At 72.0% G+C, this 13,349-nt stretch carries 13 protein-coding genes; 10 read left to right on the forward strand and 3 right to left on the reverse strand.

The annotated features are described in order from the left end of the window. Genes aroC through ABN273_RS33820 form a run of 5 tightly spaced genes read left to right on the forward strand, consistent with a single transcriptional unit; the run spans window position 1 to window position 3,929 of the window. Window positions 1–1,182, forward strand: a complete 1,182-nt coding sequence (gene aroC, locus ABN273_RS33800; RefSeq protein WP_349453147.1) for a chorismate synthase — start codon at window positions 1–3, stop codon at window positions 1,180–1,182. Then, a complete protein-coding gene (locus ABN273_RS33805; RefSeq protein ID WP_349453148.1) occupies window positions 1,179–1,679 on the forward strand; it encodes a shikimate kinase in 501 nt (166 codons plus the stop codon). Before aroC ends, ABN273_RS33805 begins: the two co-directional genes overlap by 4 nt. Next, window positions 1,676–2,746: a 3-dehydroquinate synthase gene (aroB, locus tag ABN273_RS33810; protein WP_349453149.1), complete on the forward strand. Its 1,071-nt coding sequence runs from the start codon at window positions 1,676–1,678 to the stop codon at window positions 2,744–2,746. Before ABN273_RS33805 ends, aroB begins: the two co-directional genes overlap by 4 nt. Then, window positions 2,743–3,177, forward strand: a complete 435-nt coding sequence (aroQ, locus tag ABN273_RS33815; RefSeq protein ID WP_349453150.1) for a type II 3-dehydroquinate dehydratase — start codon at window positions 2,743–2,745, stop codon at window positions 3,175–3,177. Before aroB ends, aroQ begins: the two co-directional genes overlap by 4 nt. Further along, window positions 3,174–3,929: an SGNH/GDSL hydrolase family protein gene (locus ABN273_RS33820; RefSeq protein WP_349453151.1), complete on the forward strand. Its 756-nt coding sequence runs from the start codon at window positions 3,174–3,176 to the stop codon at window positions 3,927–3,929. The genes aroQ and ABN273_RS33820 overlap by 4 nt, the downstream gene beginning before the upstream one ends. A gap of 84 nt (window positions 3,930–4,013) precedes the next feature. Here ABN273_RS33820 and ABN273_RS33825 read toward each other — a convergent pair whose 3' ends face one another. Then, window positions 4,014–6,017: an ATP-dependent DNA helicase gene (locus ABN273_RS33825; protein ID WP_349453152.1), complete on the reverse strand. Its 2,004-nt coding sequence runs from the start codon at window positions 6,015–6,017 to the stop codon at window positions 4,014–4,016. A gap of 230 nt (window positions 6,018–6,247) precedes the next feature. On the opposite strand from ABN273_RS33825, the gene ABN273_RS33830 reads away from it, so the two are divergent. Both ABN273_RS33830 and ABN273_RS33835 read left to right on the forward strand, forming a co-directional pair. Further along, complete coding sequence (locus ABN273_RS33830) at window positions 6,248–7,510, forward strand: hypothetical protein (protein ID WP_349453153.1); 1,263 nt, start codon at window positions 6,248–6,250, stop codon at window positions 7,508–7,510. Window positions 7,511–7,575: 65 nt separating this feature from the next. Further along, window positions 7,576–9,153 (forward strand): Na+/H+ antiporter, encoded by a 1,578-nt coding sequence (locus ABN273_RS33835; RefSeq protein ID WP_349453154.1) that lies wholly within the window; start codon window positions 7,576–7,578, stop codon window positions 9,151–9,153. On the opposite strand, the gene ABN273_RS33840 is transcribed toward ABN273_RS33835, so the two are convergent. Continuing rightward, entirely contained in the window at window positions 9,150–9,407 is a 258-nt protein-coding gene (locus tag ABN273_RS33840; protein ID WP_349453155.1) for a UBP-type zinc finger domain-containing protein, read from the reverse strand. The two genes, ABN273_RS33835 and ABN273_RS33840, sit on opposite strands and share 4 nt — an antisense overlap. A 175-nt stretch (window positions 9,408–9,582) precedes the next feature. On the opposite strand from ABN273_RS33840, the gene ABN273_RS33845 reads away from it, so the two are divergent. From ABN273_RS33845 to ABN273_RS33855, 3 genes are read left to right on the forward strand one after another with little or no spacing between them, the layout of a single operon-like run. Next, window positions 9,583–10,482, forward strand: a complete 900-nt coding sequence (locus tag ABN273_RS33845) for a DUF6807 domain-containing protein (RefSeq protein WP_349453156.1) — start codon at window positions 9,583–9,585, stop codon at window positions 10,480–10,482. Further along, entirely contained in the window at window positions 10,479–11,729 is a 1,251-nt protein-coding gene (locus ABN273_RS33850) for an ROK family transcriptional regulator (RefSeq protein WP_349453157.1), read from the forward strand. The genes ABN273_RS33845 and ABN273_RS33850 overlap by 4 nt, the downstream gene beginning before the upstream one ends. Window positions 11,730–11,742: 13 nt before the next feature. Then, on the forward strand, window positions 11,743–12,300 hold the full coding sequence (locus tag ABN273_RS33855) for a hypothetical protein (RefSeq protein ID WP_349453158.1): 558 nt from the start codon (window positions 11,743–11,745) through the stop codon (window positions 12,298–12,300). 24 nt (window positions 12,301–12,324) lie between these two features. Here ABN273_RS33855 and bla read toward each other — a convergent pair whose 3' ends face one another. After that, window positions 12,325–13,242 carry a class A beta-lactamase gene (bla, locus tag ABN273_RS33860; RefSeq protein ID WP_349453159.1) on the reverse strand — a complete coding sequence of 306 codons (918 nt, stop codon included), beginning with the start codon at window positions 13,240–13,242 and terminating at the stop codon, window positions 12,325–12,327. Window positions 13,243–13,349 lie beyond the last annotated feature (107 nt).

The following is a 13,349-nucleotide window of genomic DNA, read 5'->3' on the forward strand; positions in this document are numbered from 1 at the left end:
ATGTTGCGCTGGTTGACCGCCGGAGAGTCCCACGGCCCCGAACTCGTCGCCATCCTCGAAGGCCTCCCGGCCGGGGTGGAGGTGAGCACGGCCGCCATCGACGAGGCCCTGCGCCGCCGCAGGCTCGGTTACGGCCGCGGCGCCCGGATGAAGTTCGAGCAGGACCAGGTCACGATCGTGGGCGGGGTCCGCCACGGCCGCACGATGGGCAGCCCTGTCGCGATCCGCGTCGGCAACACCGAATGGCCCAAGTGGGAGAAGGTCATGGCGGCCGACCCGGTCGACCCGGCCGAGCTCGAGGGCCTCGCGCGCAACGCGCCCAGGTCCCGCCCGCGCCCCGGCCACGCCGACCTGGCAGGCATGCAGAAGTACGGGTTCGACGACGCCAGGCAGGTGCTCGACCGGGCCAGCGCTCGCGAGACGGCCGCCCGCGTCGCGCTCGGCGAGGTCGCCAGGCGCTTCCTCAAGCAGGCGCTGGGCGTCGACATCGTCAGCCACGTCACCGAGATCGGCGGCGCGAAAAACCCGTCCGACACCCTGCCCGGCCCGGGCGACCTGGCCAGGATCGACGAGGACCCGGTGCGGTGCTCCGACCCCGAGGGCAGCGCCGCGATGGTCGCCGTGATCGACAAGGCCCACAAGGACGGCGACACGCTCGGCGGCGTCGTCGAGGTCCTCGCCTACGGCCTGCCGCCCGGCCTCGGCAGCTACACGCACTGGGACCGCAGGCTCGACTCCCGGCTCGCCGGTGCGCTCATGGGCATCCAGGCGATCAAGGGCGTCGCGGTCGGCGACGGCTTCGAGACCGCGCGCAGGCCCGGTTCCCGAGCCCACGACGAGATCGAATACACCGCGGAAGACGGCGTGCGACGCATCACCAACCGCGCGGGCGGCGTCGAGGGCGGCATGACGAACGGCGAGATCCTGCGCGTCAGCGCCGCCATGAAGCCGATCTCCACCGTGCCCAGGGCGCTGGCCACCATCGACGTCAAGACCGGTGAGGCGGCCAAGGCCCACCACGAGCGCTCCGACGTGTGCGCCGTGCCGGCCGCCGGCGTCGTGGCCGAGGCGATGGTCGCGCTGGTGCTGGTCGACGCGGCGCTCGAGAAGTTCGGCGGCGACTCCGTCGAGGAAGTCGCCCGCAACCTGTCCGGCTACCTGTCTTCGATGGTGATCAAATGAGTCTCGCTGTGCTGATCGGCCCTCCTGGGTCCGGTAAGACCACGGTCGGGCAGCTGCTCGCCGAGCGGCTCGGCGTCGGGTTCCGCGACACCGACGCCGACGTGGAGGCCGTGGCGGGCAAGCCCGTCTCCGACATCTTCGTCGAGGACGGCGAGGCCCGCTTCCGCGAGCTGGAGCACGAGGCCGTGCGCCGGGCGCTGGCCGAGCACGACGGCATACTCTCGCTCGGCGGCGGCGCCGTGCTCAACGAGGAGACGCAGGCCCTGCTCGACGGCCACCACGTGGTCTACCTGCAGGTGGGGCTGTCGGACGCGGTCCAGCGGGTCGGCCTCGCCGCCGCCAGGCCGCTGCTCGTGCTCAACCCGCGCAGCCAGCTGAAGAAGCTGATGGAGGAGCGGCGGCCGGTCTACGAGCGGCTGGCGGTGGTCATCGTGGTGACCGACAAGCGGGAGCCCGAGGAGCTCGCCGACGAGATCATCAAGGGGCTGCCCTCATGAGCGCGACCAGGATCGCCGTGCGCGGTGACAGCCCGTATGACGTGGTGGTCGGCACCGGTGTGCTGGCCGAGCTGACGACGCTGCTCAAGCCCGGCGTGCGCACCGTCGCCGTCATCCATCCGCAGACCCTGCCCGAGATCTCCGCCCCGGTCGGCGCGGCGCTGCGCGAGGCCGGCTACGAGGTGATCGAGCTGCCCGTGCCCGACGGGGAGCAGGCCAAGACCGTCGAGGTGGCCGCAGGGCTCTGGTCGGCGCTCGGCCGGCACGGCGTGACCCGCTCCGACGCCGTGGTGGGCGTGGGCGGCGGCGCGACGACCGACCTGGCCGGGTTCGTGGCGGGCACGTGGCTGCGCGGCGTGCAGGTAGTGCTCGTGCCGACGACGTTGCTGGCCATGGTCGACGCGGCGGTCGGTGGCAAGAACGGCATCGACACACCCGAGGGCAAAAACCTGGTGGGCACCTTCCTGCCGCCCGCCGGAGTGCTGTGCGAGCTGGCCACGCTGCCCAGCATGCCGAAAAGGGACTACGTGGCCGGCCTGGCCGAGATCATCAAGGGCGGCTTCATCGCCGACCCGGAGATCCTCAGGCTCGTCGAGGCCGACCCGGAGGCCGCCACCAGGCCCGACGGCCCGCACACCCGCGAGCTGATCGAGCGCAAGATCCGGGTCAAGGCCGACGTCGTGGGCGCCGACCTGCGCGAGGCGGGCCTGCGCGAGATCCTCAACTACGGCCACACCCTCGCCCACGCCATCGAACGCGAGGAGCACTACGCCATCCGCCACGGCGAGGCCGTCGCCATCGGCATGGTCTACGCCGCCGAGCTGTCCAGGCTCTCCGGCCGCGCCGACCTCGTGGAGCGCACCCGGTCCATCCTCACGAGCGTCGGGCTGCCCGTCACCTACCGCGCCGACGCCTGGCGGTCCCTGCGCGACCACATGCGGCTGGACAAGAAGAACCGCGGCGCCAAGCAGCGGTTCGTCGTGCTCGACGGCCTGGCCAAGCCGGGCCGGCTCGAAGACCCCGCGGAAGAGCTGCTCGAAGCCGCCTACAAGGAGATCTCGGCATGATCCTGGTGCTCAACGGGCCCAACCTGCGCCGGCTCGGCACCCGCGAGCCCGACGTGTACGGGGCGGAGACGTTCGACGACCTGGCCGCTCTCTGCCGCGACACGGGCAGGAAGCTCGGCGAGCACGTCGAGGTGCGCCAGACCGACGACGAGGCCGAGCTGATCAGCTGGATCCACGAGGCCGCCGACGGCCGCATCCCGGTGGTGCTCAACCCGGCCGCGTTCACCCACTACTCCTACGCCCTGCGCGACGCCATCAAGCAGCGCACGGCCCCGCTCGTCGAGGTGCACATCAGCAACCCCGCCGCGAGGGAAGAGTTTCGCCATAACTCCGTCGTCGCCGGGGTGGCGTCGGGCACGATCGCGGGCTTCGGACTACAGTCGTACGTCCTTGCGCTGCACGCGATCGTGGAGATGAACACCACCTCATGAGGCACTACAAGTCCTTCGTCGCTGTCGGCGACAGCTTCACGGAAGGACTGAACGACCCCGGCCAGAACGGTCACTACCGTGGCTGGGCGGACCGGGTCGCCGAACGGCTCGCCGCCGACGAACCCGGCTTCCGCTACGCCAACCTGGCGGTACGCGGCAAGCTCCTCGACCAGATCGTCGCCGAGCAGGTGCCCCTGGCCGTCGAGATGGCACCTGACCTGGTCAGCTTCTGCGCCGGGGGCAACGACCTGCTCCGGCCGGGCAGCGACCCCGACGAGATGGCCAAGAAGCTCGCCCGCGCCGTCCGCGACCTGCGGGCCGGGGGCGCCGACGTGCTGCTGTTCACGGGGGTGGACCCGCGCGACACGCCGCTGATGCGCCGGCTGCGCGGCCGCTTCGCCGTCTTCTACCTGCACGTGCGCTCCATCGCCGACCTGTACGGGTGCCGCCTGGTGGACCAGTGGTCGATGCAGGGGCTGCGCGACTGGCGGGCGTGGAGCGCGGACCGGCTGCACATGAACGAGGACGGGCACCGGCTGGTGGCGGCGCGGGTGCTTGACGTGCTGGAGGTGCCGTTCGAGGACTGGCGCAAGGACTGGCCGTCGCAGAGCGCCGATCCGCGGGCCCGGCGGCGCGAGGACACCCAATGGATCCGCGAGCACCTGGTGCCGTGGATGTCCCGCCGGCTGCGCGGCGTCTCCTCCGGCGACGGGCTCTCTCCCAAGCGCCCCGAACTCACTCCCTGGTCCTGACCTCGCCTTTCCGGCCGCACTTCGGCTGACGCGCCTCCTGCTCGACGTACGCGTCGCGCCGCCGGGCGCGTGCGGAGGGTGGCGTCAGCCGGACGACTCCGCCGCCAGGCGCTTCAAGGCCGCCCTGGGGATCGCCGGGTCCGTGGTGCGCCAGAACGGGGGCAGGGAGCCCAGGAGGAAGCCGCTGTAGCGGGCCGTGGCGAGGCGCGGGTCCAGGACCGCGATCACGCCCTTGTCGTCCTGTGCCCGCAGCAGCCGGCCCGCCCCCTGGGCCAGGAGCAGCGCGGCGTGGTTGGCCGCGACCGCCATGAAGCCGTTGCCGCCCTTGGCCGCCACGTGGCGCTGTCTGGCCGAGGTCAGCGGGTCGTCGGGGCGCGGGAACGGCACCCGGTCGATGATGACCAGTCGCAGCGAGGGCCCGGGCACGTCCACGCCCTGCCAGAGTGACAGCGTGCCGAACAGGCACGTCGGCTCGTCCTCGGCGAACTGCTTGACCAGCAGCATCGTCGAGTCGTCACCCTGGCACAGCAGCGGCACGTCCAGCCGGTCGCGCAGCGCCTCGGTGGCCGCCTTGGCCGCCCGCATCGACGAGAACAGCCCCAGCGTGCGCCCCCCGGCCGCCTCGATCAGCTCGACGATCTCGTCCAGGTACTGCTGCGGCAGCCCGTCACGCCCGGGCTGGGGCAGGTGCTTGGCGACGTACAGGATGCCCGCGCGCGGATGGTCGAACGGTGAGCCGACGTCGATGCCCTGCCAGTCCTTGCCCTCGCCGCCCAGCCCCCACTGCGCGGCGAGGCCGTCGAACGTGCCGCCCAGCGCCAGCGTGGCGGAGGTGAGGACCACCGTGCGCTCCCCGAACAGCTTGTCGCGCAGCATCCCGCTCACCGTCAGGGGTGCGACCCGCAGCATGGGCGGGCGCCGGTCGGTGCCGGCGTCGAGCCAGACCACCTCGGCCCGGTCGGTCTCCGAGTCGTGGCCGTACGCCTCCAGCATGCGCACGGCCGTGTCGTGCACCTCGTCCAGCGCCGAGAACGCGGCCTTGCGCTGCCCCGCCTTGTCGGGATCGTCCTTGTCGGCGCCGCGCGGCCCCAGGGCCGTGATGCAGCGCCAGGCGGTGTCGCGCACCAGCGCCAACGTCAGCCCGAGCACCTGCGGCAGCTCGTCGATGCGCCCGGGCGGCGCGGCGGTCAGCAGTGCCTTGAGGTCCTCGCCCGCCTCCTGGAGCTGGTCGGCGATCGCCTGCTCGATCAGCCTGCCCACCCGGCGCACCGTGAGCGACACGGTCAGCTCCGACAGCTCGCCGGTCACCACCGACGTCACCCGGTCGACCAGTTCGTGGGCCTCGTCCACGACCACGACCTCGTGCTCAGGCAGCACCGGCAGGTCGCCCATGGCGTCGATGGCCAGCAGCGCGTGGTTGGTCACCACGACGTCCACCTCGCCCGCCCGGGCGCGGGCCAGCTCGGCGAAGCACTCGGCCCCGCTCGGGCAACGACTGGCCCCGAGGCACTCCTGCGCGCTCACCGAGAACTGCCGCCAGGCCTGCTCGCTCACCCCCGGCACCAGCTCGTCGCGGTCGCCGGTCTCGGTCTCCTCGGCCCACTCCTGGATGCGCTGCACCATGCGGCCGGTCGCGCTCACCTCGCGCGGGTCGAAGAGCTGGTCCTGCTCGTCCTCCTCGGGCCAGCCCGCCGTCGCCTTGTAGCGGCACAGGTAGTTGCGCCGGCCCTTCAGGATCGCGAACGTCGGCTCGTGCGGCAGCTCCTTGCCCAGCGCCTCGGCCAGCCGGGGCAGGTCGCGGTCGACGAGCTGGCGCTGGAGCGCGATCGTGGCCGTGGAGACCACGACGGGCGAGTCGCTGTCCATCGCGTGGCGGATCGACGGGACGAGATAAGCCAGCGACTTTCCCGTGCCCGTGCCGGCCTGGACCGCCAGGTGCTCCTCGTCGTCGATGGCCTGCTGCACGGCGTGGACCATGGTGAGCTGGCCCTGCCGTTCGCTCCCTCCGAGAGCGTTTACCGCGACCTTGAGCAGTTCGTCCACTGACGGGAGATGGGAGTCCGGCACGGCAGTAAACGCTACCCGCATTCCGGGGCCGCCGTGCCGAACGCGGTGTGATCGGCCAGACGCATCCCGGCGTTCCCCGGACGCTCGCGGCGGCTCCCATGGCACACTGGGCGACCGGGAATCCAACCGGGCGAGAGATCTTCACGCGGTGTGACCAGAGAGGTTCCCGGTGTAGATGGGAAGGCCGGTTTCCAGAGGGTTTTCCGGGGTTGAGTGGACGGATAAAGGCTGGTTAAAGCAGTATGTCTGCCATGTCGGAAGTTGTCCCGTTGCCGTCGTTCGGCGAAGTGTTCTTCGATGCGCGAGGTCAGGAACGGTGTCTCCGTGTCACGTGGCATGAGGGCACGCTGGTCCTCAGCCTCTGGCGCGGGGAGATGTGCACAGCGAGCTTCCGCATGCCGATGGAGGACGTCGGCCGCCTGCTCGACACGCTCGACGAGGGCTTCGCCGAGGCCACGGGCGAGCAGCCCGCCGTGCCCGCGCACGACCCGGGCACCGAGGTCATCCCGGGCACCGGCCAGTACCACCGGCCGCCCCAGCACGCACAGCAACCGCCGCAGCCTCCGCAGCAGCAGCACCAGCCCGACGACCGGCCCACGGCCGCCCTGTCGCCCAATGACGTCCTGGTGGCCAGGGGCGCCCCCGCTGCCCACCAGGACAAGCTGGTGGCCTCGTACGGTGAGACCACGGTGCCCCGGGACAGCATGTCCCCGGCCTATGGCGAGCCTTCCAGGGAGGCGAATCCGTCCTACGGTGAGCCCCCCAGGGAGGTGGCCCCGGCCTACGGCGAGCCCCCGAGAGAGGCGAATCCGTCCTACGGCGAGCCCCCGAGAGAAGTGGCTCCGGCCTACGGCGAGACCACCAGAGAGGCCCCGGCCTACGGTGAGCGTGTGCCCTTCACCGGGCCCCAATACGTGGACACGACCGCTCCCCAGCAGCGATACACGGGCGACCCCTTCAGCGGTCCCCAATACACCGCCGAGTCGCCCCAGTACTCCAGCCACGCCCAGCCCGAGCCCTTCACCGGCCCCCAGTACTCCGACACCGCGCCCGTCTACCAGATGCCCGGAGACCAGCGCGGCCCGTCGCCGCTGAGCACCGACCCGCTCGGCTTCCCCTCCCAGGCGGCCCCATCTCACCAGCCGGCCCAGCACCGCGCCGACCCGTTCCCGAGCGACCCGTACCCCTCCGACCCCTACGCCAGGCGGCCGGACACCTACCAGCAGCCCCAGCAGAGCCAGGGCGCGGCGGGCCTGGGCACGCCCATGCACGGCATCCCGGGCGCGGGCCGGCGCCGCTCCGCGCCCCAGCCGGTCCGCGACGACTACGCCTCCTACCAGCAGAGCCAGCCGAACCCCGTGGATCCGCTGCTGGCCATGGGCCGGCCGGAGCACCCGCAGCCGGAGCCGTTGTCCCGCCCCTACGTCGGTGACCCCATGTTCTCCACGGGCGAGCGCCTGCGTCCGGAGCAGCAGCCGGACTACCACGAGCGGAGCGACCGCAGGGAGTGGTGACACGCTCCTGAAGCCCGGCAGGTACGCTCTGGCGAGGTATCGGGCCGAGGCAGGAAGGAGCGCCGGTGAATCCGACCGTGGGCCTGCAACTGCTGCTGGTGGCCGGTGGCGCCATCGGCGTCGCGGCCGTGGCGCGCCGCAGGGGTTGGCCGGCCCCGTTGCTGCTGGTGGCCGCCGGACTGCTGGTGTCGCCGCTGGTGCCGTCGGTGCCGCTGCAGCCGGAGCTGGTGCTGTACGTGTTCCTGCCCCCGCTGCTCTACTCCGCCGCGCTCGACAGCTCCTACCTGAGCCTGCGTGAGGTCAAACGGGCCGTGGCGCTGCTGTCGGTCGGGCTCGTGCTGTTCACCACGGCCGTCGTCGGGCTGGTCGTCCACCTGCTGCTGCCCGCACTGCCGCTGGCGCTGGCGTTCGCGCTGGGCGCCATCATCGCGCCGCCCGACGCCGTGGCCGCCGTCGCGGTCGGCCGCCGGCTGGGCCTGCCCCGCAGGACGCTGACGATCCTGGTGGGGGAGAGCCTGTTCAACGATGCCACGGCGCTGACGGCGTACCGGGTGGCCATCGGGGCCGCCGTCGGCGGGACCGTGGACCTGTGGCACAGCCTCGGCCAGTTCCTCTACGCCGCGACGGGCGGCGTGGTGATCGGGCTGGCGCTGGCGTTCGCGCTGGCCTGGCTGTTCCGGCACACGCGCGACTCGCTGGTCGAGAACACGCTGATGCTGCTGATCCCGTTCGCCGCCTACCTCGCGGCGGAGTCGGTGCACGCCTCCGGCGTGATCGCCGTGGTGATCGTGGGCCTCTACCTGGGCAACCGCATGCACCTGCAGGGGTTCGGGACGCGGCTGGTGTCGGACGCGGTGTGGAAGGTCACCGACTTCTTCCTCGAGACGATCGTGTTCGCCCTGATCGGGCTGCAGCTCTCGACCGTGGTCCAGGGCATCTCCGGCTACAGCCCGTGGGCCGTCGCGGGGTACGCGGCCACCGTGCTGGCGGTGACGATCGCCAGCAGGTTCGTGTGGGTGTTCGCGGTGTCCTACCTGACCAAGTTGGTGCGCAGGGGCCGTGAGCAGCCGAGCGTGCAGCAGATGGTGATCCTCGGCTGGGCCGGCATGCGGGGCGTGGTGTCGCTGGCGGCCGCCTTCGCCATCGACCCGGCGGTCCCCGAGCGGGACCGGGCGATGCTGCTCTTCCTGACGTTCACGACCGTGATCGGCACCCTGCTCATCCAGGGCACCACGTTCCCCGCGCTGATCAGGCGGCTGGGCGTGTCGAGCGAGCAGGAGCAGTACGAGGACCGCCTGGCCGAGGCGGCGGCCCAGCAGGCCGCGCTGGAGGCGGGCCTGGCGGAGCTGGACCGGCTGGTGCGCGAGCAGGGCGAGCCCGACGAGATCCAGAAGCAGGTCATCGACCAGCTCAGGGAGAAGTCGTGGCGCCGCTCGCTGACCGCCTGGGAGCGCCTGGGCGGCGGCCAGGGGCCGGGCGGTGCGGAGACCCCCAGCGCTCTCTATCGCCGTCTGCGCCGCGACATGCTCCAGGCCGAGCGGCAGGTCTTCGTGCGCCTGCGCGACGAGCGCCGCCTCGACGACGAGGTGTTGCGCGAGGTGATGGCCCAGCTCGACTTCGAAGAGGCGATTCTGGAGCGCTAGCCCATCTGGCTGTCGACGAAGCACCACCGCCATTCCTCGCCGCGTTCGAACGACTGGATCACGGGGTGGCTGGTGTCGTGGAAGTGCTTGGTGGCGTGCTTGCCCGGCGAGGAGTCGCAGCAGCCGATGTGGCCGCACTCCAGGCAGCGCCGCAGGTGCACCCAGCGGCCGCCGACCGCCAGGCACTCCTCGCAGCCCTCAGGCGTCTTCGCCGCCGGGTCGTTCGCCTGGGAAAGATGTTCGCAGGTTGCCATGTGAGAAATCCTAGGACCAGAGCGGCAATGCGCTGGTAGAGGCCCCTCGCCCGGGCCCGGGCATCTGCCGATCTCGAAGCGGGGGAAGCCGGGAAGTGTCGTACGCTCAGGAGCACAGCGATCCTGGAGCGACACCCTCGGCCTCGTCGAGGCCAAGAGAGGCGGCGATTCGACCATGCACGCCCCCGGCGTACATCCCGCGCACGCCGACCGGCGGCGAGGCGTCGCCGTGCTGCGGCTGCACGGGCACGACGTCGCCCAGTACGTGTGGGAGCCCGGCCTGCCGCTGTCCGCGTCCCCGCGCCCCTACCTGCATCCCGTGCGCACGCTGGCCGGCGTCACCGTGACCGACGCGGCTCCCGATTCGCATCCCCACCAGTTCGGCATCAGCGTGGCCGCCCCCGACGTCGACGGGCGCAACTTCTGGGGCGGGCGCACCTTCGTCGCCGGCCACGGCCCGGCCTGGCTGGACAACCACGGCACGCAGCGCCATCAACGGTGGCTGCGCCGCACGAACACCGAGCTGGAGCACACCCTCGAATGGACCGGCCCGCGTGAGACGACGCTGTTGCGGGAGCAACGCTCGATCACCTGCAGGCCGGTGAACGAGACCGCGTGGGCGCTGAGCATCCGCACCCGGCTCACCAACGCCACCGACCGGCCGCTGCCGTGGCGCACCCCGGCGGCGCTGGGCCGGGTCGGCGCCGGCTTCGGCGGCATCTTCTGGCGCGGCCCCGCCTTCGCCGGGACCGCCCGGGTGCTCAGCCCGGTCGGCGCCGACGTCCAGCACGTCCACGGACACACCGCCGCCTGGGTGGCCGTCAGCGGCGCCGATCGCGACGACCGCCCCTGGACGGTGCTCTTCACCCCCGCGGACGAGACCACCGCGCGGGACAGATGGTTCGTCCGCGCCCGCGACTACCTCGGCGTGTGCTCATCGCTCGCCTGGGACGAGCCGCTGCTGCTGGCGCCCGGCGAGACCGTCGGCAGGCACGTCGCCGCCGTGGTGATCGACGGCGTCGTCTCCTCCGCCACGGCCGCCGAGCTAGCCGACAGAGCCCGGTCGGCCGCATGACGGCGCATGTCCGGCCGAGCAGCCCCCGGCAGCCGGAGCAGCCCGTACGGCAGGAGAACCTGCGCACCCTCAACCTGGAGCTGGTCTTCCGCCACATCGTCTCCGCCGCGCGCCCCATCTCCCGCACCGAACTCGCCACGGCCACCGGCCTGACCCGACCCACCATCACCCGCATCGCCGAAGAGCTCCTGGCCGGCCAGCTCATCACCGAGACCGGGCTCTCCCACAACGGGCGCGCGGGCCGTCCCCGCGTCGGCCTGACCTTGTCCGAGAAAGGACCCGCCGGGCTCGGCCTCGACATCCGTGCGGACGGCCTGGCGGCCTGCGTCGTCGACCTCACCGGCACCGTGCGCCACATGGCCTTCGACCCCGCGGCGTACACGGGGCAGGACGCTTCTGACGTGGTCGCGCACCTGGCCCGCATGGCCCGGGTCGCGATCGACGGCATCGTGGCCGAGGACCTCACCGTCGTCACCGCGACCCTCGCCGTCCCGGGCCCGGTGCAGGCCGGCATCGTGCAGTCCGCACCCGAGCTCGGCTGGCGCAACGTCGACGCCCAGGCCCTGCTGCGCGGCGCCATCCAGCCCCTCGACATCCCGATCACCGTCGACAACGAGGCCAACCTGGCCGCCCTCGGCGAGCTCTACGCCAGCGACAACACGCTCGACAGCTTCGTCTACGTCTCCGGCGGGCTCGGCATCGGCGCGGGAATGGTCCTGGACGGGCATCTCATGCGCGGCGCCCGCGGCTGGAGCGGCGAGCTCGGGCACGTGAGCGTCTATCCCGACGGCGACGCCTGCCCGTGCGGCTCGCGCGGCTGCCTGGAAGCGTACGCCAGTTTGCAGACCATCCTCGGCGACGAGCCCGCGCCCGCCGGCACCACCCCCGACGCCGCCGTCACCGGCCGGGCCGAAGCGGGCCATCCCGCCACCATCGCCGCGCTCGACACCGCCGGCACCGCGCTGGGCATCGCGCTGGCCGACATGCTCAACATCCTCGACATCGACACCGTCCTGCTGGGCGGCAGCTTCTCCCTCCTGGCGTCCTGGCTCACCGCGAACGCCAGAGCCGAGATCGACCGGCGCGTTCTGACGGCCGCCTGGGCGCCCATCACCGTCCGGCCCGCCCTGCTCGGCCCGGACGCCGCCGTCATCGGCGCCGCCCTGACCTCCATCGACCAGATCCGCCAGCATCCGACCACCTGGCTCGCCCGCCAACCGGCCCCTTCGGATTACGCGGCGCCCTGATGGAGGAAGGCATATGCGCGTACTCATCGTGAGCGGCCACCTGGTCGACCGGCCCGGCCGGCAGCCGCCGCGCTTTCCGCAGCACCTGGCCGGCGAGGTCACGGACGAGATGAACGCGATCTTCGAAGAATGGGACATCGGGCCGGAGACGGCCGTGTTCTGCGGCGGCGCGCGCGGCGCGGACATCATCGGCGCCGAGCTGGGGCTGGGCCGCGGAGCCTCGGTGCGCCTGTTCCTCGCCCTGCCGTCCGAGGAGTTCGCCCGGAGTTCGGTGGAGCTGCCCGGCACCACCTGGCGCGCCCGGTTCGAGGAGTTGTGCCGGCGCGCGGAGGTCAGAACGCTGCCGGCGGGCACGGCGCCGGGTGACGAGGTGTTCGCGCGTACGAACGGGTGGATGGTCGAGGAGGCGCTGAGACTCGATCCCGAGCCCCGCGCCGTCATCGTGTGGGACGGCAAGCCGGGCGACGGGCCCGGCGGCACGTCGGATCTCGTCGCACGGCTGCGTCACGGGCCCGGCGATCCCCGGATCCGGATCATCGACCCCACCGTTTACATCTCGCGCGATTCCTAGCGCGGGTGGTCCCCGGTGTGCCCGTCAGAGCTTGCCGAGGCCGCGGGCGAGGATGGTGGCGGTGCGGGCGAGCGCCGTGTCGTCGCCGGCCTCGCCGGCGGCCCGGTTGGTGTAGACCGCCATGATGATGGGGGCGGCGTTCTTGCCGGGCCAGACGACCGCGATGTCGTTCGCGCCGCCGAACGCGGAGTTCGTGCCGGTCTTGTCCCCGACCGTCCAGGTCTTGGGCAGGCCGGCGCGGATGCGGGTGCCGCCCGTCTTCGACGCGAGCAGCCAGGTGTTGAGCTGCTGCCGGTCCTTGGCGTCGAGCGCGTTCCCGGTCGTGACCGCGCGCAGGTCGCGGGCGATGGAGGCGGGCGTCGTGGTGTCGCGCTTGTCCTTGGGCGTCCAGTCGTTCAGCTCGGTCTCCCAGCGGTCCAGGCGGGAGATCGGGTCCTTCAGCGTGCGGAAGTACCGGGTCAGGCCGGCCGGTCCGCCGAGCTGCTTGAGCACCATGTTGCCCGCGGTGTTGTCGCTCAGGGTGACGGCCGCCTCGCACAGCTGGCTGACGGTCAGCCCGTCCTCCACGTGCTTCTCGGTGGTGGGGGAGTTGGGCTTGACCTCGTCGGCCGTCCAGCGCACGACCTTGTCCATCAGCCCGGGGTCGGAGGTGCGGGCCTTGTGCAGCACGGCCGCGCAGGCCATCGCCTTGAACGTGGACAGCAGCGGGAAACGCTCGCCCGACCGGTAGGCGATCGTCTTGCCGGTGGCGGTGTCGATCGCGTACGCGCCGATGCGGCCCTTGAAGGACGCCTCCAGCGCGCGCAGCTCCTTGCGGGCCTGGGCCTCGCCCGAGATCACCTGCACCGAGGTCACGGCCGAAGTCGCGCTCGCCGGCAGGGCGCCGCCCGCCAGGAGGGAGATCGTCAACGTGGTCACTGCCGTGAAGCGGCGGTTTCGCATGTCTGGTCCTTGCTGTCGTCCGTCAGTGGGCAAGGAGCAAAGCAGATGTGATCACGTCATGTCTAATAGCGATATCGCGAAGGGAGCGATATCGACTTGGTCATGAG

Source organism: Nonomuraea sp. B19D2 (assembly GCF_040137845.1).
Taxonomy (GTDB): domain Bacteria; phylum Actinomycetota; class Actinomycetes; order Streptosporangiales; family Streptosporangiaceae; genus Nonomuraea.